Source organism: Pelagimonas sp. KU-00592-HH (assembly GCF_040369695.1).
GTDB lineage: Bacteria > Pseudomonadota > Alphaproteobacteria > Rhodobacterales > Rhodobacteraceae > Shimia.
In genome coordinates this window covers 783,875-803,770 of the sequence record NZ_BAABWM010000002.1, presented here as the reverse complement: position 1 = coordinate 803,770, position 19,896 = coordinate 783,875, and the positions used below count along the sequence as shown (strand labels likewise).

17 protein-coding genes are annotated in these 19,896 nt (G+C 61.5%); 4 read left to right on the top strand and 13 right to left on the bottom strand.

Annotated elements, in window-relative coordinates:
• Positions 1 to 3 precede the first annotated feature (3 nt).
• From ABWV42_RS11050 to ABWV42_RS11040, 3 genes are all read right to left on the bottom strand, one after another.
• Complete coding sequence (locus ABWV42_RS11050; RefSeq protein WP_353340145.1) at positions 4 to 1,146, bottom strand: saccharopine dehydrogenase family protein; 1,143 nt, start codon at positions 1,144 to 1,146, stop codon at positions 4 to 6.
• A gap of 129 nt (positions 1,147 to 1,275) precedes the next feature.
• Positions 1,276 to 1,527 (bottom strand): SemiSWEET family sugar transporter, encoded by a 252-nt coding sequence (locus tag ABWV42_RS11045; RefSeq protein ID WP_353340144.1) that lies wholly within the window; start codon positions 1,525 to 1,527, stop codon positions 1,276 to 1,278.
• A 3-nt stretch (positions 1,528 to 1,530) separates the two neighbouring features.
• Entirely contained in the window at positions 1,531 to 2,586 is a 1,056-nt protein-coding gene (locus tag ABWV42_RS11040) for a saccharopine dehydrogenase (RefSeq protein ID WP_353340143.1), read from the bottom strand.
• Positions 2,587 to 2,784: 198 nt separating this feature from the next.
• Between ABWV42_RS11040 and polA the strand changes: the two genes are divergently transcribed.
• Positions 2,785 to 5,595 (top strand): DNA polymerase I, encoded by a 2,811-nt coding sequence (gene polA, locus ABWV42_RS11035; protein WP_353340142.1) that lies wholly within the window; start codon positions 2,785 to 2,787, stop codon positions 5,593 to 5,595.
• The gene (locus ABWV42_RS11030; RefSeq protein ID WP_353340141.1) at positions 5,595 to 5,930 is read left to right on the top strand and encodes a hypothetical protein; all 336 of its coding nucleotides are present in this window, start codon (positions 5,595 to 5,597) and stop codon (positions 5,928 to 5,930) included. The genes polA and ABWV42_RS11030 overlap by 1 nt, the downstream gene beginning before the upstream one ends.
• On the opposite strand, the gene ABWV42_RS11025 is transcribed toward ABWV42_RS11030, so the two are convergent.
• Entirely contained in the window at positions 5,919 to 6,743 is an 825-nt protein-coding gene (locus ABWV42_RS11025; RefSeq protein ID WP_353340140.1) for a hydroxypyruvate isomerase family protein, read from the bottom strand. The genes ABWV42_RS11030 and ABWV42_RS11025 overlap by 12 nt on opposite strands.
• 102 nt (positions 6,744 to 6,845) lie before the next feature.
• On the opposite strand from ABWV42_RS11025, the gene ABWV42_RS11020 reads away from it, so the two are divergent.
• Complete coding sequence (locus ABWV42_RS11020) at positions 6,846 to 7,772, top strand: DMT family transporter (protein ID WP_353340139.1); 927 nt, start codon at positions 6,846 to 6,848, stop codon at positions 7,770 to 7,772.
• Positions 7,773 to 7,775: 3 nt separating this feature from the next.
• Here the strand turns inward: ABWV42_RS11020 and ABWV42_RS11015 are convergent, their stop codons facing one another.
• The 5 genes from ABWV42_RS11015 to ABWV42_RS10995 form a co-directional block, all read right to left on the bottom strand.
• Entirely contained in the window at positions 7,776 to 8,435 is a 660-nt protein-coding gene (locus ABWV42_RS11015) for an SDR family NAD(P)-dependent oxidoreductase (protein ID WP_353340138.1), read from the bottom strand.
• Positions 8,436 to 8,503: 68 nt separating this feature from the next.
• Entirely contained in the window at positions 8,504 to 8,893 is a 390-nt protein-coding gene (locus ABWV42_RS11010; protein WP_353340137.1) for a hypothetical protein, read from the bottom strand.
• 38 nt (positions 8,894 to 8,931) lie between these two features.
• Positions 8,932 to 9,246: a 2Fe-2S iron-sulfur cluster-binding protein gene (locus tag ABWV42_RS11005; RefSeq protein ID WP_353340136.1), complete on the bottom strand. Its 315-nt coding sequence runs from the start codon at positions 9,244 to 9,246 to the stop codon at positions 8,932 to 8,934.
• A gap of 100 nt (positions 9,247 to 9,346) precedes the next feature.
• A complete protein-coding gene (locus ABWV42_RS11000; RefSeq protein WP_353340135.1) occupies positions 9,347 to 10,636 on the bottom strand; it encodes a type I glutamate--ammonia ligase in 1,290 nt (429 codons plus the stop codon).
• A gap of 12 nt (positions 10,637 to 10,648) precedes the next feature.
• A complete protein-coding gene (locus ABWV42_RS10995; protein ID WP_353340134.1) occupies positions 10,649 to 11,911 on the bottom strand; it encodes a cytochrome P450 in 1,263 nt (420 codons plus the stop codon).
• Positions 11,912 to 12,025: 114 nt separating this feature from the next.
• On the opposite strand from ABWV42_RS10995, the gene ABWV42_RS10990 reads away from it, so the two are divergent.
• Entirely contained in the window at positions 12,026 to 12,727 is a 702-nt protein-coding gene (locus tag ABWV42_RS10990; protein WP_353340133.1) for a type 1 glutamine amidotransferase, read from the top strand.
• Between the two features lie 38 nt (positions 12,728 to 12,765).
• On the opposite strand, the gene ABWV42_RS10985 is transcribed toward ABWV42_RS10990, so the two are convergent.
• From ABWV42_RS10985 to ABWV42_RS10970, 4 genes are all read right to left on the bottom strand, one after another.
• Positions 12,766 to 13,416 carry a GntR family transcriptional regulator gene (locus tag ABWV42_RS10985; RefSeq protein WP_255103902.1) on the bottom strand — a complete coding sequence of 217 codons (651 nt, stop codon included), beginning with the start codon at positions 13,414 to 13,416 and terminating at the stop codon, positions 12,766 to 12,768.
• A gap of 39 nt (positions 13,417 to 13,455) precedes the next feature.
• Positions 13,456 to 14,229, bottom strand: coding sequence for an HpcH/HpaI aldolase family protein (locus tag ABWV42_RS10980; RefSeq protein WP_353340132.1), 774 nt, complete (start codon positions 14,227 to 14,229; stop codon positions 13,456 to 13,458).
• 66 nt (positions 14,230 to 14,295) lie between these two features.
• Positions 14,296 to 15,276 carry a 3,4-dihydroxyphenylacetate 2,3-dioxygenase gene (hpaD, locus tag ABWV42_RS10975; protein ID WP_353340131.1) on the bottom strand — a complete coding sequence of 327 codons (981 nt, stop codon included), beginning with the start codon at positions 15,274 to 15,276 and terminating at the stop codon, positions 14,296 to 14,298.
• A 133-nt stretch (positions 15,277 to 15,409) separates the two neighbouring features.
• A complete protein-coding gene (locus ABWV42_RS10970; RefSeq protein WP_353340130.1) occupies positions 15,410 to 19,345 on the bottom strand; it encodes a Hint domain-containing protein in 3,936 nt (1,311 codons plus the stop codon).
• Positions 19,346 to 19,896: the final 551 nt, after the last annotated feature.

Below are 19,896 nucleotides of genomic sequence, written 5' to 3'. Positions count from 1 at the left end.
CGATCAGGCGGTGTGATCGACGATTTGCAGGTGCTGTGCGAGGGTGTCGATTTCCTCGAGCCAGCGGGTAAACAGCTTGGGATCGCTGGGAGCGGCATGTACGCCGGCAGTGATTTCGCGGTTCAGGACGGATTCGACGGCCAGTGATACCGGGATCGATACGAGGCGGGCCATCGCGGTGCCGCGTTCGTCGCCCCAGGCGTCCATGACGTAGGTTTTGTTCCAGACCTCTTTGCCGTCGTTTTCGGCCTTGAGGCCAACGCAGAGCACGACGCGATCCGGTTCGCCCTCGTCATAGGCGTTCTCGTTCCAGAACTGATCGGACATTTCCTTGAGACGGGCGTCGCCTTCGGGGCCGGAGAGGGTTTCGATTTCCTTGAAGACCTCATCCCAGGCTTCGGCCCAGCCGTTGAGGCGCAGGGTGCCACGGACGAATTCCTTGACGCTCCAATCCGCGTCGAAGTTGTAGTCTTCCATGAAGGGGATGGAATCGCGGTTCGGGTAGACTTCGAAGCTTTCCGGTGCGGGCAGCGGGGCGATGTAGGAGGAGATCGCATCCCACGGGCGGGCCACGTCGAGCGGGGCGAAATCGCGGATCGAGCGGGAGGGCGAGCGCAGGGCCTTGAGCACACCGAGCGGCGACCAGCTGAATTTATAGCGGAACGGGTTGGGGTGTTTCGGGATGCCGCCGCAGTAGGAAATGAACGAAATCGCGTTGCTGACGTCATAGGCGGAAGAGGCCTTGTAGTCGGCGACAAGGGCGTGGGCCATCAGGTGGTCGATGCCCGGATCAAGGCCGACCTCGTTCACGCAGGCAACACCGGCGGCGCGGGCTTTCTCGTCCAGCGCCTTCATCTCGGGGGCGATGTAGGAGGAGGAGACGAAATTCGCGCCCTTGGCGATGCAGAGTTCGGCCAGCGGCACGTGCCAATCGCCCGGCAGCATGGAGACAACCACGTCGTCTGCGGCCAGTTCGCCGCCAAGCACGTCGATGTCGAAGGCCTTGATCTTGTCGGTCAGATCGCCGACCGCCTCTTGGGCCTTGTCGACGGTCCGGTTCCAGACGGTCACGTCCTGGCCTGCCTCGATCAGGCGGCGCAGGCCGGGGATGGCCGACAGGCCGGTGCCACACCAGTGAATGGTCATGAGTTTCGCTCCCTAAAGCGTTTCGATCTTTGAACTGGAACGCAGCTTGAGCGTGAAACGCGGACGACTTCAATAGGTTCCATGAAAAACGGCACGACGGTCACAGGGGTGTCGCGCCGATTTGTGGGATTATTTGTACTTCAGCTTGGCCGCAACGATGGTGAAAACGGCGGTCACGGCAAAGATGTTGGCCACGATGATGGGCCAGTCGACGACCATCAGCCCGTAGACCAGCCACAAGGACACGGTGATCAGGAACATCAGGTTCGACGGCAGCGACAGCCCCGAGGTGTCACGAGTGGACCAGGCCTTCCACGCTTGGGGGATCCAGCAGATCGTGCCAAGGGTTGCGGCGAGGTAGCCGATGATCTCGGGGCGCATGTCTCAGAGATCCTTGCTGTGGGTTTCGAAGTCTGCTTCGGCGCGGGTCCAGACGCCGTCGGACAGATCGTCAACCTTGAGCAGAGTGGCGAGCAGCTGTTCGGCGTAGTCTTCCGAGGATTCGACCGGCAGCATCGAGGGCAGGTTGTCGATGGCCATGACATCGAGCACCGGTGCCTCGTGGACGCGCAGGGCCGGGGCCTCCCAGGTGGTCGCCTTGTCGTAGACAGGCACCGGGTTGTAATCGCTGTCGGGATCGCAGGCGACATCGCCGATCGCGGTGAGCTGGCGGTCTGCTGATTTGGCATCCTGCGGGACGAACACCGGAGTGCCGGGACGTGCGAAAATGCAGTTCATGAAGATGTCGTGCTGCAGGATCTCGGGGAACGGGCCGCCGCTGGCGGTTTCGGCCATGTCCCATTTGGTCACGGCGACACCCATGGTTTCGAGAAGATCGGCGGCACCGGTGCCAACGCGGCCCAGGGCCCCGATCACGATGGCAGTGGGCAGGTCCGTATCCAGCGCGTCGAGTTCGCTGCCGAGATCGTCGAGCAGCGTGTCCTTGTTGGCATAGACGCCCACCGGCCCGCAGAGCGTGCCGCGTTGCTGCGCGGCCCAGGACTTGAGGGTGACAGCAGCGCCGGCATAGCCCGCCCAGTAGCCAAAGGCCGCGACGCGGCGGCCGGTGTCATCAACGAGATATTCGAGATCGTAGAGCGTGCCGCCCCCGGCCTTGAAACGCTTGAGCAGGGCAACACCGGAATGCTGGCCCTTGTAGGCGTGGCCGAACATGATGTGCTTGTGGGGCAAGGGCGTGCCGTCTTCGGGCAGTTCCTTGAGGCCGAAGATGATTGCGTCGCGCGGGGCTTCGGGCCAGGTGTTTTCCGGCGCGATGTCGCAGCCCGCATCGCGGTAGCCGTCAATCGGGATGGCGCGTACCGAGCTTTCCTCGACGGTGACGCGGATGCCCTTGGCAATCAGCTGTTTGGCACCTTCGGGGGTGAGCCCGACACGTTCTTCGTTCGGCCGTTGTTCGGCGCGTACCCATAGATGAGTCATCTGCGATCCCTCTCAATTGCGGGCATGGTAAATCAGCCCTTCGAGAGCTTGGCAAGGGGGGCGCTGCCCCCCTTGGACCCCCTGGAGTATTTTGGGTGCATTGAAGCGGGCAGGAGGTGGCAATGCGCAAGATTGCGGCTGGCACCTTGGGGGAGAGCATGGCAGAACGGGACAGGAACAGGTTACAGGAGGCGCGACATGGAAACCGGTTTTGGCAAAGGGTGCCATCTGCATCTGATTGATGGCTCGGCGTTCATCTTTCGCGCCTATCACGCCCTGCCGCCGCTGACGCGCAAGTCGGATGGCCTGCCGATTGGCGCGGTTGCGGGGTTTTGCAACATGCTGCACCGCTATGTCGAGGGCAACACCGGGCCTGATGCCCCCACCCACGTGGCGGTGATCTTCGACTATTCCGGCAAGTCGTTCCGCAACGAGATTTATGATCTCTACAAGGCCAATCGCCCGCCCGCGCCGGAAGATCTTGTTCCGCAGTTCCCGCTGACCCGCGAGGCGACCAAGGCCTTCAATATCGCCTGCAAGGAGATCGAAGGTTTCGAGGCAGATGACATCATTGCCACGCTGGCCTGTCAGGCGCGTGAGGCCGGGGGGCGGTGTACGATCATCAGTTCGGACAAGGACCTGATGCAGCTTGTGGGCGGTGGCGTCGAGATGCTGGACGCGATGAAGAACAAGCGGATCGACAGCGACGGCGTGCACGAGAAGTTTGGCGTCGGGCCGGAGCGCGTGGTGGATGTGCAGGCGCTTGCCGGCGACAGTGTCGATAACGTGCCCGGTGCGCCGGGGATCGGGATCAAGACTGCGGCGCTGTTGATCAATGAATACGGGTCTCTGGAAGAGCTGCTGGATCGGGCGGAAGAGATCAAGCAGCCGAAGCGCCGTCAGACGTTGATCGAGAAGCGCGACCAGATCGAGATGTCGAAACGGCTGGTGCAGCTGGATTGTGATATGGAGCTGGATTTCACGCTGGAAGACCTTGAGGTCAGAGAACCCGAGCCGGAAGTCCTCATGCATTTCCTGGCGGATATGGAATTCCGCACCCTGAGCAAGCGGATTGCCGAACAGATCGGGGTTGAAGCGCCGGTGATCGCGGAAGCTACTGCGGGGGCTACGCCTGCGGGCGGGGCGGATGCGCCGGAGGACAAGCCGTTTGACGCCGAGGCCTATGAGTGGGTCAAGGACCGGGCCGCGCTTGAGACCTGGGTCGCGAAGGCGCGGGCGCGGGGGTATGTGGCGGTGGATACCGAGACCACCGGCCTTGACGAGATGGTGGCCGAGCTGGTGGGGGTCTGCCTGTCGGTGGAGCCGGGTGAAGCCTGTTATATCCCTGTTGGCCACGTAAAGGGCTCGAGTGACGATCTGTTTGGCAGTGATGAGTTGGCCGAGGGGCAGATGCCGCTGGACGAGGTGCTGGAGGTTCTGAAGCCTGTGTTGGAGGATGAAAGCATCCTCAAGATTTTCCAGAACGCCAAGTATGACTGCAAGATCCTGAAACGCTATGGGGTGCAGGTCGCGCCGATTGATGACACGATGCTCTTGAGCTACGCGCTGCACGCGGGGATGCACGGGCACGGTATGGACCAGTTGGCGGAACGCTATCTCGGGCATCAGCCGATCTCGATCAAGACGCTGTTGGGGACGGGGAAATCCGCGATCACCTTTGACAAGGTGCCGATTGAGGATGCGGTGAAATATGCCGCCGAAGATGCCGACGTGACCCTGCGCCTGTGGCAGATGTTCAAGTCGAAGCTGCATCAGGAACAGGTGACCACGGTGTATGAGACGCTGGAGCGACCACTGTCGCCGGTGCTGGCGCAGATGGAGATGCATGGCATCAAGGTGGATCGCGATACGCTGAGCCGGATGTCGAATGCCTTTGCCCAGAAGATGGCCGGGTATGAGGCCGAGCTCTACGAGTTGGCAGGCCATGAGTTCAACGTGCAGTCGCCGGCGCAGGTGGGGGCGATCCTGTTCGAGGAAATGGGGCTTGAAGGCGGCAAGAAGACCAAGACCGGGCAATGGTCGACCCCGGCGGATGTGCTTGAGGAACTGGCCGCGACCCATGACTTCGCGGCGCGGGTTCTGGACTATCGCCAGTTGCAGAAGCTGAAGTCGACCTACACGGATGCGCTTCAGGATCACATCAACCCGGAGACGGGTCGTGTGCATACATCCTATGTGCAGACCGGCGCCAACACCGGGCGGTTGGCCTCGTCCGATCCGAACCTGCAGAACATACCGATCCGTACGGAAGAAGGGCGGCGCATTCGCGAGGCGTTTGTGGCGGATGAGGGCAAGGTTCTTATCGCGCTGGACTATAGCCAGATCGAATTGCGTATCCTTGCCCATATGGCGGGGATTGATGCGCTGAAACAGGCGTTCCGGGACGGGCACGACATTCACGCGATGACCGCGAGCGAGATGTTCAACGTGCCGCTGGACGAGATGACGCCTGATATCCGGCGGCAGGCGAAGGCGATCAACTTTGGTGTGATCTATGGCATTTCTGCCTTTGGTCTGGCGCGCAACCTGCGGATTCCGCGCGGCGAGGCGCAGGACTTTATCAGCCGTTATTTCGAACGCTTTCCCGGCATTCGGACCTACATGGACGAGACCAAGGCCTTTGCGAAAGAAAACCTGCATGTGCAGACGCTGTTCGGTCGCAAGATCCACATGCCGGAGATCAATGCCAAGGGGCCGCGGGCCGGGTTTGCGCAGCGGGCGGCGATCAACGCGCCCATTCAGGGGACGGCGGCGGATATCATTCGCCGGGCGATGATCCGGATGCCTGAGGCGATTGCGGATCTGCCTGCGAAGATGCTGTTGCAGGTGCACGATGAACTTGTCTTCGAGGTGGACGAAGGCGCGGTTGAAGAGACCATCGCAACCGCCAAGGCGGTGATGGAAGCGGCGGCGGAACCGGCGGTCAAGCTGGACGTGCCGTTGATCGTGGATGCCGGAACCGGCGCGAACTGGGCGGAGGCGCACTGATGCCACATGCAGACCTGAAATACTCGTCGGACCTCGACTTTGATGCGCAGGAGGTATTGCGCGCAATCGAGGCCACCATCAATGCCCATGACTCGGGCGCTGGCGTGTGCAAGGGGCGGGCCTATCCTGCTGCCGTCTTCCATCACACGCATCTGTTGGTCGAAGTCTCGCTGTTGACCAAGCCGCATCGCGATGCCGCCTTTACGCGGGCACTGCGGGATGATCTTGAGGCGGCGGTGAAGGCGCATCTGCGGCAGCGGTGCTATTTCTCGATGGCCATCCACTATAGCGACGACTTCTACCTGACCAACGTGTTCGAACCCTCAGCGGGCTGAGTTCAGCCAGGCGAGGCCCTTGGTTGTCTCGGCGGCGGGAAAGTATTCGGCGCTGACAAAACCGGAGTAGCCGGTTTCATCCAAGTGGGTGAAGAAGGCCGGATAGTCGATGTCTCCCCCAGCGGGTTCATGACGTCCGGGGACGCCCGCGATCTGGATGTGCGTGGCGCGGTGGCCGTGTCGCGCCCATGTGGCGGGCATGTCCCCGGTGATGCGGTGGGCGTGGTAGGCATCGAATTGCAGGGCGAGATTGGGGGCGGCCACGGCGTCGAGAATGTCGCCGGCCAGATCGAAATCGTCGAGGAAATAGCCCGGAATGTCGTGGGTGTTGATCGGTTCGATTGTCAGCGGTTGTTCGGGCACGCGGCCTGTTGCCCATTTCAGGTTGTCGATCAGGGTTTGCTTTGCCTCGGAGCCGGAGGCGAGGCCGGACATGATGTGGATGATAGGCGTGCCAAGGCCCTCTGCATAAGTGAGGGCTTGTTCGAACCCCTCGCGAAACCGGGTTTCGGCACCGGGAATGGCCGCGCAGCCGCGACCGCCGGTGTCCCAGTCGGGGACGGGTGTGTTGATCAGGATCAGGGGCAGGTTGGCGGTTTCGAGGGCTGATTTCAGATCGCCTATCGCGGCGGCGTAGGGGAACAGCATTTCAACACCGTCAAAGCCGGCATCGCGCGCCGCGGCAATCCGGTCAAGCAGCGGCACCTCGGTAAAGAGGAGGGTCAGGTTGGCGGCAAATCGGGGCATGAGGCTGTCCTTTTCGGCGGTATTTGGGCCGGAGCGGCGGATCGGTGCAAGGTCTGAAACCGACATGCTGTCGAAAATGAGACAGAAGTGACAGGGGATTAAAGGCATTTTTTGACTTAACGGTCGCATTTTCGACCGCCTTCTGATTCGACAGTTCGAGGTGCGGGTATGTCCATGACAAACCCTGGCTCTGCGCGGGTGCAAACCGCCGGCGCAAGCAGCGTGTTTTCCGGCAATGCGCTTGGCGTGGCGTCCATGTTTACATGGGCCTGCGGGTTTCCTGCTGCCGAGATTTTGTTGGAGAACTGGCCACCTTTGGCGTTGATCGCAGCGCGTTTCGCCCTTGCTGTAACACTTCTTTTGCCGGTCTGGATCCTGATGGACGGCCCGAGGGCGGTGCTGTCGGCGCGCTGGGGCAAGGGGGCGATCATCGGAGGGCTGACCTTTGGCGCCGGGGCCTATCTATTGCTGCTGGCACAGGCTTTGACCGATCCGGTGACGGTGGCGATCATCGCCTCGACCTCGCCAATCTCGGCGGCTCTGATCGAGGTGATATCCCGGACCCGCAAGATCAACAGGGCGTTTCTCGTCGGGCTTGCGGCCTCGGTTGTGGGCGGCATCGTGGCGACGGCGAATGGTGATCTTGGCGATATCGGGATCGGTGCCGCGGCGGTGGTCGTGTCCTGCACGTTGTTCGCCATCGGCAGCCACGCAACCGTCACCGCCTTTCCGACCCTCTCGCAGATCGGGCGCACGACAATCACCCTTGCGGGCGGCCTGATGTTCAACGCTGTGGCCCTGTTGGCCACCCACGCGGCCGGGTTTGATGTGCTGCCCAAAGCGGCGGTGGATGGCACGCAGATGGGGTTGATGGCCATTTACGCGATTGCGGGCATGGCGTTAAGTCAGTTGATGTGGATTGCCACTGTGGGCCGCCTTGGTGTGGCTGTGGCCTCGTTCCACATCAATGTTGCGCCGTTCTACGTCATGCTTCTGATGCTGGGTCTGGGCGCGACCTGGGACTGGCAACAGGCCGCCGGAGCGGCCATCGTGATTGCCGGCGTGGTGGTCGCGCAGAAGCGGCCACGGCGCTAGGCCTTACCACGCGATTTCACGGCGATCCCGGAAGAAGCCGCCGCTTGGCCCGGTTTCAGGCAGGGTGGCAAGCCAGATGGCGGTGTCTGCGCCCTCTTCGGGGGTGCGGGGCGCTGCGCTGCCGCCCATGCGGGTGTGAACCCAGCCCGGACACATGGCGTTGACCTTCACCCCTCGTGGCAGGTGATGATTGGCGGCAACGGTGAGGGCGTTCAGGGCCGCCTTGGCGACACCGTAGGCACCGGGACCGGCCACCCCGTCCGAGAACGCGCCCCAGCCCGAAGACAGGTTCACGATACGGCCATAGCCCGCCGCACCCATCTGGGGCACGACATGGCGCATGAGGTGGTAGGGGCCGTTCACCATGACGGCCATGCAATCGGCAAAATCCTGTGGGTCGTCCAGAACGCCGCCGCTGTTGAGGATACCAGCGTTGTTGACCAGAACGTCGATCGGGCCGATCTGGGCGAGGGCGGCCGTGATGCTCTGGGGATCGGACACGTCGAGAACAACATGGTTCGCGCCGATCTCCTGCGCCGCTGCCTTGCCATCAGACGCCTGGCGCGCGCCGATGATAACGTCGAGCCCCTGATCCTTGAGACCCTTGGCGATGGCAAGGCCAATGCCCCTGTTGCCGCCGGTGACAAGTGCTTTGCGTGGCATCTTCGCGCCCCCTTATTGGTTCCTGTTGCGGTTCCAATGTCGGGAGGGCGGGGGCGCGATACAAGGCCCTAGCGCGCGTCGCGCCGCCAAAGACCGGTCAGAACGACGAGATAGGCGCCGATCAGGATGGTTTGAAGCCAGTAGGGCAGGGTGCTTTGCCCCTCGGTAAGAACGCTGGCCAGGGCATCGGACATGTTGACCGAGGCAAGACCAAGGACGGTCAGGGCCATGACGATCAGGGCGGCGGGCACGGCCTCGCGGCTTTTGGACGCCAGCCAGAACAGCGCGATATAGGCGGTCACGGCAAAGGAGATGATCTTGTCCTGATAGGCGTGAAAGGGCGTGTCGTAGTAGACGAACAACAGCGGCTGTTTGATGCCGAAGAAATGGGCCAGCGCCATGCAGCAGAAATAGGCCACTCCGGCAAGGAAGGCATAGCGGGTGAGGGGAGAGTTCATGGGCGCGTTTCCTGTGTGAGGGGGCAGGCCCCTTGGTGTCAGGGCTGGGGAACGATGAGGACGAGGCCGTCAAGGGCGTCGCTTGCCTCGATCTGGCAGGACAGGCGCGAGGCGTCGGTGCGCTCGGCCTCGGCCACGTCGAGCATGGCGTCTTCGAAATCGTCGGCGCTGCCGGTTTTGTCGAGCCAGGCCCCGTCGACATAGACGTGGCAGGTGGCGCAGGAGAGGCAGCCGCCGCATTCGCCGATCACGCCGGGAATGTTGTTGTCGAGGGCGGCCTGCATCATGTTGGTGCCATTGGCGATCTCTGCGGAGATTTCAGTGCCGTCGGCGAGTTTCCAGGTGGCTTTCATTGGGTGGCTCCTTGGGGATGAGGGGGGCGGGCAAAACCTTGGGAAAGGTTTTGCGAGGGGCAGGATTTTCGAGAAAATCCTGCCTGCCGAAGTGTTGGGATCAGACGAAGTAGACGTAGAAGTCGCGCAGGGCGTCGCCCTCGAGATCGCGGGTTTTCTTGACCTCTTTCTCTTTCATGTAGACGTGGTTATCGACCAGCGTCCGGCCCAATGCGTCGGCCAGAACCGTGTCGGCCTTGAGGTCTGCCGTGGCGCCCTTGAGGTCCATCGCGCAGCTTTCCTTGGCGTCGTTCTTTTCGAACCCGTCCCCGGTTTCGATCGGCTGTAGGTCATAGCCGTTTTCCACGCCCAGACGTGCGGCGGTCAGGACTGCGGCAGTGGCCGTGTAGGGGTTCGATGTGGCATCGGCCATGCGGTGTTCAAGGCGTGATTTTGGGCCGCCTTCCGAGCTGATGCGGGTGGTGACATTACGGTGGTCGCCGCCCCAGTTTTTCCAGAACCCCGAGAGCGAGCCCGGTTGCAGGCGCTGGTAGCTGTTTGCGGTGGGGGCGATGAGACCGGCGAGGCCCTTGTGGTGATGCAGAAGGCCCGCGAGGCATCCGCGCGACAGATCGTTCAGGGTTTCCGGCAGGTTGCGCGGCCCTGACGACAGAGCATTGCCGCCCGACACATCGGAGAAGGAGAAGTTGATGTGCATGCCCGAGCCGCCCGCTTCGGCGATGGGTTTGGGCATGAACGACAGGATGATGCCGTGTTCCAGCGCGATCTCGCGCGCCATCAGGCGGAACAGGACGATATCGTCCACGGCCTGAACCGCGTTGTCAAAGGTGAGGGTGTATTCGAACTGCGGCGCGTCGAATTCCGAGGTGATCATGTCGAGGCGGAAGCCCAGTTGATCGGCCTTTTCCCAGATCGCATCGTTGAAGCGCATCGGATCAGACAGGGGGCCGGTGCCATAGACCACGCCGCCGGGCGTGTCGTAGGGGCGCAGGTTGCCATCTTCGTCGGCTTGCAGGGCGTAGGCCTCGAGTTCGATGCCGACCTTGGGGGTGAGCCCCTTGTCTTCCCAGGCGGCCACGGCGCGCTTCAGGGTGCCGCGCGGACAAAGCGGAAGCGGCGCACCTTCGTGGTCATAGAGGTCGCCCAGCACGATCTTGGTGTGCGGGTCCCAGCTGTCGCGGATGTCGTCATGTTTCCACCGCAGCTCCATGTCGGGAAGGCCCTGCATCATCATCGCACCCGGTGCGTCAAGCAGATCCTTGTCATAGTGGACACCAAAGGTGGAGCGGCAGAAACGTGTTTCGGAGTCGGCCAGCTTGGAATGCGGCAGGTACTTGCCGCGCATGATGGACAGGTGGTCACAGAAAACGGCGCGCAGACGGTCTTTCATCCTTGGCCTCCCTTATTGCAGTTGGATGCGGACGGGGAGTTCCTTGATCCCGCCGACAAAGTTGGAGCGCAGGAATTTGTGCTCTCCGTTAGGTTCTATTGTTTTGAGACGCTTGCATAGTTCCTGGAACAGAACACGGACCTCGAGGCGGGCCAGCCACATGCCAAGACAGACATGCGGACCGGACTGGCCGAAGGACATGTGTTTGTTCGGGCTGCGCAGGAGGTTAACGCGGAAAGGGTCGTCGAAGACGGTGTCATCACGGTTGGCGGATGACCACCAGAACAGCACCTTGTCGCCTTCTTTCATCTGCTTGCCGTGCGCCTCGAAATCCTGCGTGAGCGTGCGGCGGAAGTAGAGTGCGGGTGTGGCCCAGCGGATGATTTCGTCAGGCGCGAGGTCCCAGAGATCATCGCCGCCCTGCTGCATCTGTGCGAGCAGTTCAGGTTGGTGGGCGAGGGCCTGGATTCCGGCGGCGATGGAGTAGCGGGTGGTGTCGTTGCCGGCGGCGACCAGCAGGCAGAAGAAGTTGCGGAACTCTTCTTCCGAGATCACGTTGCCATCCTTGTCGGGTTGCAGGATCAGGTGCAGGATGCCGTTGGTGTCGCCGGTGGCGTTCTTATGGGCCATCAACTCCTTGGCGTATTGGAACAACTCGGCGCCGGCGGGCGAGTTGAAGGGCATCATGCGGAAATCATCCGTGGTCATCTTGTCGAGGACGTGGTCGGTGAAATCCGGGTCGGTGTTGGCAATGAGGGCGTCCCCTTTTTCGACCAGCCACGGCAGGTCTTTCTCTGGCGTGCCGAGAATGCGGCCGAGCATGAGCATGGGCAGTTGGCGGGCGATGGCCTTGGTGGCGTCGAATTCGGTTTCCGAAAGTGCGACGTCGAGGATCTGGTTCGAGAGGTCACGCAGGTCCTGTTCGAAACCTGCCACAACCGGTTTTGAAAACGCCTTGGCCACCTTGATGCGGGTCAGCATGTGTTCGGGCGGGTCGATCTCCTGAAAGGTGCGCCGTGCGAGGTATTCCTCATACGACTGGTCTTCCATGCGGATGCCGCGGGCCGAGGAGAAAACCGCGAAATTGCGGTTCATCTCGGTGATGTCCTGATGGCGGGTGATCGACCAGAAGCCCTGACCGTCGGCATAGTCGGTCCAGCTGACCGGATCTTCGTCGCGCAGGCGCTTGAAGGTATTGTGCGGTGTGCCACTGGCAAACGTGTCGTGGCTGGTCAGATCGGCGTGGCCGTCATCGGTGGGTGTCCAGACAGTCATACAAGCTGCCTCCCTTGCTGGCTTGTTTACTTGCTTTGTTATGTATATATATGGAGTTCATAAATATGCAAAATGAAAAATTCGGAGTGCCCGGAAATGCGACTTGCGATCCTCATGACCAATACCGACGAAAGCGATTTTGCGCAGGCGCGACCCAAGGATGGTGAAAAATTCGCCACCCTCGTGAAAGAGCAGCGCCCGGCGTGGGACTGCGAGGTGTTCGCGGTCAAGGATGGGGAATTTCCCGAGGATATTCAGGCCTTTGACGGGGCGATGATCACCGGTAGCCCGGCCTCGGTGCATGACGATGCGGTCTGGGTGTCACGGCTTTTCGATCTGATCCGCGAGATGGATGCGGCACAGCTGCCCGTTTTCGGGGCATGTTTCGGCCACCAGGCGATCGCGCTGGCATTGGGCGGAGCCGTGGGGCGCAATCCGGAGGGTTGGGTGCATGGATTTGCCCTGACCGATTCGGTGGGCGCGCTGCCGTTCGGGGATAGGCCCGCGCAGGTGGGGCTTTATGCCAGCCATATCGAGCAGGTGACCGAGCTACCCGAAGGCGCGGAGGTCGTGGCCTCGGGGCCGGGGTGTCGCGTGGGGGGCTACCTCAAGGGGCGGCACATCTTTACCACGCAGTATCACCCGGAGATGAAGGACGATTTCATTGCCGATCTCGTGGAGTTCACGGCGGATTATGTCGGGGAAGAGGTCACGGCGGCAGCGCGCGAGTCGCTTAAGAACACCGCAGACCGGGATGTGTTCGGGCGGCAGATCGTGCAGTTTTTCGAATGGGCGCGGGATGGCAAATCCTTCTAGAAGGATTTTCGGGGGCGAGAATTTTCGAGAAAATTCTCTTAGCTGAGCACCGCGAGCAAATCCATCGCGGTGACCTGATCGAACTGGACGTGGCGAGCCATACGGTATTCGGCGGCCTCGGCGTCGCGGGCGGTGATCAGGGTGGCGATTTCGCGGTGTTCGCGGGCGGAATCGGCGATGGCACCGACGTATTGATAGCGGGCGCGGTAGTAGGCCATTAGCTTGCGGGCGTTGGTCTTGATCATCTCGAGCAGGAAGGGATTGCCCGCTGCGACGGCGACGATTTCGTGGAACCGCATGTTCAGCTGGTAATAGGCGTCCGGATCGGCATCGCCCTTTTCGGCGGCGTGTTTTTCGCAGGAACGCACGATGTCTTCGAGCTGTTCTGCATGATCACGTGACAGGCGGCGGGCCGCGAGGCCGGCGGCTTGCCCTTCCAGCTTGGCGTGCACTTCGAGGATGGCGAGGAATTCTTCCAGCGTCGGTTTGAAGACCACCGCCCCCTTGCGGGGCAGGCGGGCAATCAGGCCTGCGGTTTCAAGCTGGATCATGGCTTCCCGCATGGGCGTGCGGGACACGCCCAGACGATTGGCCAGCGCGGTTTCGTCAATCCCGTCGCCGGGATTGAGGGTGCCGGATTCGATGTCGCCAAGGATGGCGTTGATGATGGTGTCTGTCTGGCCTGCCATGTGGTCTTTATCGACGTTCGGCCGCGCCTTTGTCCAGCCTCAGAGCAAGTCTTTGGCGTCGCTCGACAATTTGCGAAGGCCCTTGGCAAGGAAAACCGTGTCGATGCCGACGGCGACGAAGGTTGCGCCGAGGTCGAGATAGGTTTTGGCCGAAGCAAGATCCTGAGTCAGGATGCCAGCGGCCTTGTCGCTGGCAGCGATCTTCTGGATGGCGGCGGCGATGGCCTCCTGCACTTCGGGGGCGTTGGCGTTGCCGGGATAGCCCATGTCCGCCGACAGATCGGCCGGACCAATGAAGACACCATGCACCCCCTCTACGGCGAGGATCTCATCGAGATTGTCCAGCGCGGCGCGGCTTTCGGCCTGCACGATCAGGCAGACCTCGTCATTTGCGGTGGCGACATAGTCGGCGATGGCGGCAAATCGCGAGACCCGCGCGCCCGACGCGCCCATGCCCCGGATGCCCTTGGGCGGGTAGTACATGGCGGCGGCCATCTTGCGGGCCTGTTCGGCGGTATCGACCATCGGCACCAGAACCGTCTGCGCGCCGGCATCGAGAACCTGTTTCACCATCCATGCCTCACCAAAGGGGATGCGCACGACCGGGTGGCTGTCGGACCCGTTCAGCGCCATCAAGGAGTCGCGCAGGCTGCGGATGTCGTTGGGGGCGTGTTCGCTGTCGACAACCAGCCAGTCAAAGCCGGTGGTGCCGATCAGTTCGGTGATCCCCGCGTCGGCGGCGGTGACCCAGAGGCCGATCTGCGGCTGTTTGGCGGCGATGGCGTCTTTGAAGAGGTTCTTGGGCGCGGGCATGGCTGGCTCCTTGAGGGCACGGGTTTGGCCACATCTGACTGTGGGTTTGGCGGATTGTCCAGAGGGTCAGGGGGCGATGATCGGCTGGGCCTTGAGGGCGCTTTCGGTTGTTTCCGCGCCTTCGAAGGTGGAGCCGTGTTCGAACCACGAGCGCGGGGCTGCGGCGCCCCAGAGGGTCTGGCGTTGCGGGTCTTTCAGATCCCATCTGATCGGTTCAAGGTCCGGGTCGACGGTCTGGTAGTCGGAGCAGTAGATCTCGATCCGGTGGCCGTCCGGGTCCAGCACGTAGAGGAAGAAAGCGTTCGAGATGCCGTGCCGCCCCGGCCCGCGTTCGATGTTGTCCACCCAGCCCGTGGTCGACATCAGGTCGAGGAGGTCGATTATGTTGAGCGGGGTCGGTACCCAGAAGGCCGTGTGATGCAGGCGCGGGCCGGTGCCGTTGGTAAAGGCCACGTCATGCACGCCGCCCTTGCGGTGCATCCATGCCGCCCAGACGCGGCCGCTTTCGGCATGTTCGGTGTATTCCGTCGTGCGGAAGCCGATCTCGTTGTAGAAGGCAACCGAGGCATCAACGTCTGCCGAGAACATGTTGAAATGGTCGATGCGCAGGGGTTTTACGCCGTTGTAGAGCCTGTATTTCTGATGGATCGGGGCAAGACGATCCATCTTGACGTAGAATTCCAGCGGGATGCCCCAGGGATCGCGGGTGCGCAGGGTGCGGCCCATGTGGGGGCGTTCCACCCACTCCACGGGCAGGCCCTTGTTGGCAAAGAATGCGGCGGCCTTGTCGAGATCAGGCTCATCATAAAGCTTGAAACCCAGCACCCCGACATCGGCTTTGTCCGCCTTAACGAGAATGATGCAGTGATGCCCGCGTTCTTCCATCGCCCGCAGGTAGATGTGGCTGTCGTCTTCATAGGTCACCTGAAGGCCGAGAGTGTCGACATAGAAGGCACGCGACTTGGCCAGATCGGTGACGCGGTATTCGACATGTGACAGGCGCACGATGTTGAACGGCGGATAAAGATTGGGGGCGGGTACGGGCATCGGTCACTCTCCTCCTGAATAACAATTCACATGTTAAGTAAACTGACTGGCGGCTGTCAACCCGCCCCATACGCAAAAGGCGGCCCCTAAGGACCGCCTTCCGCTAGCGAAACATTTGCCCCAGTGGAGGCCCCTAGCCCAGAAGTTTGGCTTCGTGCCGCTTCAGAGTCAGGCGAGCCGCGGAGAAGTTCTCGAGCGTCTCGCGATCTTGCAGTTCCGGGAACAGTTCGTAAATTTCCGCGCGCTGTTCCTGGCCGATGCCACCCATCGAGAATTCGCCGGGCTGGAAGCTTTCGCTCCACGCGCCGTTGGCAAGAACAACCTCGTGGTGGTCACACAGGAAGTGGATGTACTCCACGCCGGCGGTGTCGACCTGGTGAACCCCGTCCATGTGGACCAGGTGCTTGGCAGCCACGAGCACTTCGCTCTCTTCAAAGAGCAGCTGTGCCTGCTGGCTGACGAGCAGCATACGGTGGTTCGGCGAAACCATCATGTCGCGGTCGGGCAGGTTCGGACCGAGCGAGCCCTTGCGGATCATGATCGGACGCAGCTTCGGACGCGACAGCAGATCGCGGCCCGTGAGCGGCTTGCGGCCAATCCAGCGGATGGTTTGCAGACCGTTGTCGCGGGTGACCACGCGGTCGCCGACCTTCAGCTCTTCCACGGCAATCTCGCCCGACGGGGTGAGGATCGCGGTGCCCGGGGTAAAGCAGATTACGTTCTCGATGTTGTAGAACTCTGCCGTGCCGGTCAGGGTGCCGCCTGCGTCGAAGAACTTGACGATACCGTCTTCGGGGTTCAGTGCGCTGTATTCAACCGAGTAGGAACCACCCGGGTTGTTGGCTTCGCCTGCGCCGGTCAGATCGAGCGTATCGTAGTCAACGCCGCCTTCGTTACCGTCGATGGTGTCGCCAGCGCCGATATTGGTGAAGGTATCCTGATCGTCGCCACCAGCCGCATAGTCGCCAGCGCCGTCGCCGCCACCGAGGGTGAAGCTGTCGTCGCCTTCGCCACCGGTCAGCGAGTCCGCGCCAATGCCACCGTGGATGGTATCGTCGCCTTCGTTGCCGTGGATGGTGTCGTCACCGTGGCCACCAGTCAGAGCGTCGTTGCCTTCGCCGCCGGTGATGGAGTCTTCGTCCACACCGCCGTCAATCACGTCGTTACCGGTGCCACCCGAGATGGTGTCGTCGTCGTCCTGGCCGAAGATGGTGTCGTTGCCGGCACCGCCGTCGATCAGGTCGCGGCCGTTGTCGGTTTCGGGATCGGGAATGACACCGCCATGTCCGTCATCCGGGATGTTGAGATAATCCGGGAAGGACGGGTCAAGGCCGCCATAGATGACGTCGTCATCGTCGCCGCCGTCGATGGTGTCGTTGCCTTCGCCACCGATGATGGTGTCTTCGCCGCTGCCGCCTTCGATAGAGTCGGTGTCGACGCCCGCGTCGATCGAGTCATCGCCCGAACCGCCGAGAATAGTGTCGGCATCGTCGCCAGTGACAACGGTGTCGTTGCCCGAGCCAGCGTCAACGAAGTCGCGGTCGTTTTCCGGATCCGGGTCGGCCGGGACTGCGGGGTAGGGACCGTAGGCCGGGAAGCCGAGGTCAGGCAGATCAATCGCGTCGTCAGAAGACGCGTCGATGCTGTCGTTGCCGGTGCCGCCGTCGATGTTGTCCTGGCCGTCGCCACCGGTGATGGTGTCGTCGCCGCCCTGACCGAAGATGTGGTCATCCCCGTCGCCGCCGATCAGCGAGTCGCCCGCGTTATCGTCGTCGACGATGGTCGAGGGAACGTCGAAGGTAATGTCGGTTACATTGATACCCGAGTTGTACGAGCCATCCTGTTCGTGAAGGATTTCCCAGCGGCTGACCGGGCCTTCGATATTGACCAGAACCGAGTGCTCGGGGTTGCTGTCCGACGTGTAGTTGTTGTCGATGCTGGTTGCGGTGTCATTGCCCGGCACGCTGTCGCTGTTTGACAGGGCAAGACCCGAACCTGCGTCGGACAGGGTGACTTCGATCGGATCGCCGTTTTCGTCCCAGGCGCGGACCACAATGCGGCCGTCACCGTCGATGTCGTTCACGCGGAACTCGACGTTTTCAAGCGGCGTGTCCGATTCCCACTGGTACTTGGCCGAGTTCGGATCGCCGTTCAGGATCGAGGACAGCGAAGAGTTCGAGCCCACTTCGGCATCGAGCTCACTGACATCCTGGGTCGAGGTTTCATACTCGGTTTCCACACCGCTGCTTTGCGAAACGGTGGTGAAGGTGATGTTGGCGTTACCCGTATCCTGAGTGAAGTTCGGGGTGTTCGCGTTGTTGGCAAAACCCGGGCCTTCGGACCACTTGAAAATCTCGTGGGTCGAGGTGGTTTCCGGGCCACCGCCATAAATGGTGTCGTCGCCGGCTTCACCGTCGATGGTGTCGCTGCCGCCCTGACCGAAGATCAGGTCGTTGCCTTCGCCACCAAGGATCGAGTCGCCTTCGTCGAGACCGTTCAGATCGGTCGCGGACGGGGTGTCGAAGAAGACATCGGTGATATTGACGTTGCTGTTGTCGCCACCGTCGTTCGAGTGGGTCACTTCGATACGCGCCACCGGACCGGCGACTTCGACGAGGATCGAGTTGTCGTCGGCGGTGTTCGAACCGGAATTGCCGGTTGCGCTGGCGGTGTCGATGCCAGCAACCGAGTCAGTGTCGCTCAGGCTCAGGTCGGTGCCTGCGCTGGCGGTCAGCGTGACCGGAATCTGGTTTCCGCTGGCGTCGTAGGCCACGACATTCACAACCGAGTCATGGTCGATGTCGTTGACGCGGAAGTCGACGTTGCTTACCGGCGACGAGAAATCGAGGCGATAGGTGGCGAACTCGTTGTCGTGGTCGGTTTTGGATTCCAGCGAGCTTTCGTCATTGACGGTTTCGCTGCCACCGTCGATGCCGCCGATATTCTGATCGTCGGTTTCGAACTTGGTGTAGGTGCCGTCCTTGTCGACAATGGTGAAGGTCACGTCGACGCTGCCGGTGTTCTGAACCTGGCCCGAGTCGATGTGCTTACCGTCGGTGATCGGATCGCCGTTATACTCGAGTTCGCTCCAGTTGAAGCTCTCGCGGGCACCGGTGGCGCTGTCGGGGCCGTAGCCACCGTAGATGGTGTCATCGCCATCTTCGCCGTCGATGGTGTCGCTGCCGGCTTCACCGAAGATCAGGTCGTTGCCTTCGCCGCCGAGGATCGAGTCATCGCCGGTTGCGGCGAAGGGGTTCACGTAGTTGAACTCCTGACCGCTGAGCGATGCGAAGTTGGTGCCGGAGTTCACATCACGCGAAGTGAGTGTGAATTCGATCGAACTGGTTTCGCCGAAGACGGTCGCGACCTGCGAGTCAAGATCGTTGGGATCAATGTTGTCCTCGGTGCCGGAGGCCGTGAGCACACCGCCTGCATAGCTGACATCCAGCGAGCTGTCGGTCGGGACGCCGACGTTCAGCAGGTTGCTGTCGTTGATGGTGAGGATTTCATCGCCCTTGTTTTCGTCGATGTCCGCGAAAACGAGCCCGGGGTTCAATTCGACGGGGTCGCCGGTGGCGGTGTCGAAGAACTCCATGCGGAAGGTCGCGGTTTCGCCACCCACGCTGCTGTCGTTGTTGGCGTTCAGCAGGATTTCGTAGTCCGCGCTGCTTGCCATATCAATTTGCAAGCTGTTGTCGGAGGTGCTGACAAGTACCAGACGCGCAGACACCTGAGTGCCGTCGGACAGGGTTGCCACATTGTCATAGATAACGCTGTCGCCTACCGAGGCATTGTTCGGAGACGCGGTTTCGGAACCCGCACGCACGGAGGCGAAGTCGATGCTGACGGCATCGATGTCCGATTCCTCAAGGCCGACTACACCGCTTGTGTTGTCGCCGTGGATCGTGTCGTTCCCATCAAGACCATCAATGGTGTCATCGCCACCATTGCCAAAAACAAGGTCGCCGCTGTTGGAAACGGAATCGCCGTCTCCATCGCTGTAGCCACCGTTAATCAGGTCGTCGTTGTCGGTGCCTTCTACCACACCGGGGCCAGTCGGATCAGCCATAGTAACCTCATTCATTCGCACGCGAGCGTCCAGCAGCGCGCAGCAGCAAACACAGGTCGGACGACAGTCCGACGAATGCCCGATACGTGCTTCGCCGTACGCATCACGAAGATGCCTCAAATTGTCGGTTGGCCGCCCCTAGCCACTTTGCGCCCCCCAGTCGGACGTGCCTTATTTATGCTGCAATCGGGCGGGTGAAGAAACAAAAATCCTTGGAAAACGTAGATTTCCGGGGGGTTCGCCCTAAAAATGCCCAGATTCAATTGTGCCGCGAGCGGGACTTGCTGCGCACATTGTTTCCGGGATTTGGGGTGAAATTCGCCGAAAATTCCGATCAATTTCTAAGAATGCGGGATCAATAGGGCTCGGGATTCGTCAATGGCGAGAATTCGGAAACGGTATTGTGGTTGAGTGTTTCCAGTTGGGAACCAATCGGGGTGTGCTTCCCCAGGGGAAGGCGTGTCGCCGTGACAACAGTTGATCGTTTCCGTTGCCTGAAAAAAGGGGCGGAAACCGGACTATTGTCCACAGTTTCCGCCGAAATGATTCGA

Coding starts and splice junctions, on each gene's coding strand:
- ABWV42_RS11050 (WP_353340145.1), bottom strand. CDS start 1,146: ATGACCATTCACTGGTGTGGCACCGGCCTGTCGGCCATCCCCGGCCTG.
- ABWV42_RS11045 (WP_353340144.1), bottom strand. CDS start 1,527: ATGCGCCCCGAGATCATCGGCTACCTCGCCGCAACCCTTGGCACGATC.
- ABWV42_RS11040 (WP_353340143.1), bottom strand. CDS start 2,586: ATGACTCATCTATGGGTACGCGCCGAACAACGGCCGAACGAAGAACGT.
- polA (WP_353340142.1), top strand. CDS start 2,785: ATGGAAACCGGTTTTGGCAAAGGGTGCCATCTGCATCTGATTGATGGC.
- ABWV42_RS11030 (WP_353340141.1), top strand. CDS start 5,595: ATGCCACATGCAGACCTGAAATACTCGTCGGACCTCGACTTTGATGCG.
- ABWV42_RS11025 (WP_353340140.1), bottom strand. CDS start 6,743: ATGTCGGTTTCAGACCTTGCACCGATCCGCCGCTCCGGCCCAAATACC.
- ABWV42_RS11020 (WP_353340139.1), top strand. CDS start 6,846: ATGTCCATGACAAACCCTGGCTCTGCGCGGGTGCAAACCGCCGGCGCA.
- ABWV42_RS11015 (WP_353340138.1), bottom strand. CDS start 8,435: ATGCCACGCAAAGCACTTGTCACCGGCGGCAACAGGGGCATTGGCCTT.
- ABWV42_RS11010 (WP_353340137.1), bottom strand. CDS start 8,893: ATGAACTCTCCCCTCACCCGCTATGCCTTCCTTGCCGGAGTGGCCTAT.
- ABWV42_RS11005 (WP_353340136.1), bottom strand. CDS start 9,246: ATGAAAGCCACCTGGAAACTCGCCGACGGCACTGAAATCTCCGCAGAG.
- ABWV42_RS11000 (WP_353340135.1), bottom strand. CDS start 10,636: ATGAAAGACCGTCTGCGCGCCGTTTTCTGTGACCACCTGTCCATCATG.
- ABWV42_RS10995 (WP_353340134.1), bottom strand. CDS start 11,911: ATGACTGTCTGGACACCCACCGATGACGGCCACGCCGATCTGACCAGC.
- ABWV42_RS10990 (WP_353340133.1), top strand. CDS start 12,026: ATGACCAATACCGACGAAAGCGATTTTGCGCAGGCGCGACCCAAGGAT.
- ABWV42_RS10985 (WP_255103902.1), bottom strand. CDS start 13,416: ATGGCAGGCCAGACAGACACCATCATCAACGCCATCCTTGGCGACATC.
- ABWV42_RS10980 (WP_353340132.1), bottom strand. CDS start 14,229: ATGCCCGCGCCCAAGAACCTCTTCAAAGACGCCATCGCCGCCAAACAG.
- hpaD (WP_353340131.1), bottom strand. CDS start 15,276: ATGCCCGTACCCGCCCCCAATCTTTATCCGCCGTTCAACATCGTGCGC.
- ABWV42_RS10970 (WP_353340130.1), bottom strand. CDS start 19,345: ATGGCTGATCCGACTGGCCCCGGTGTGGTAGAAGGCACCGACAACGAC.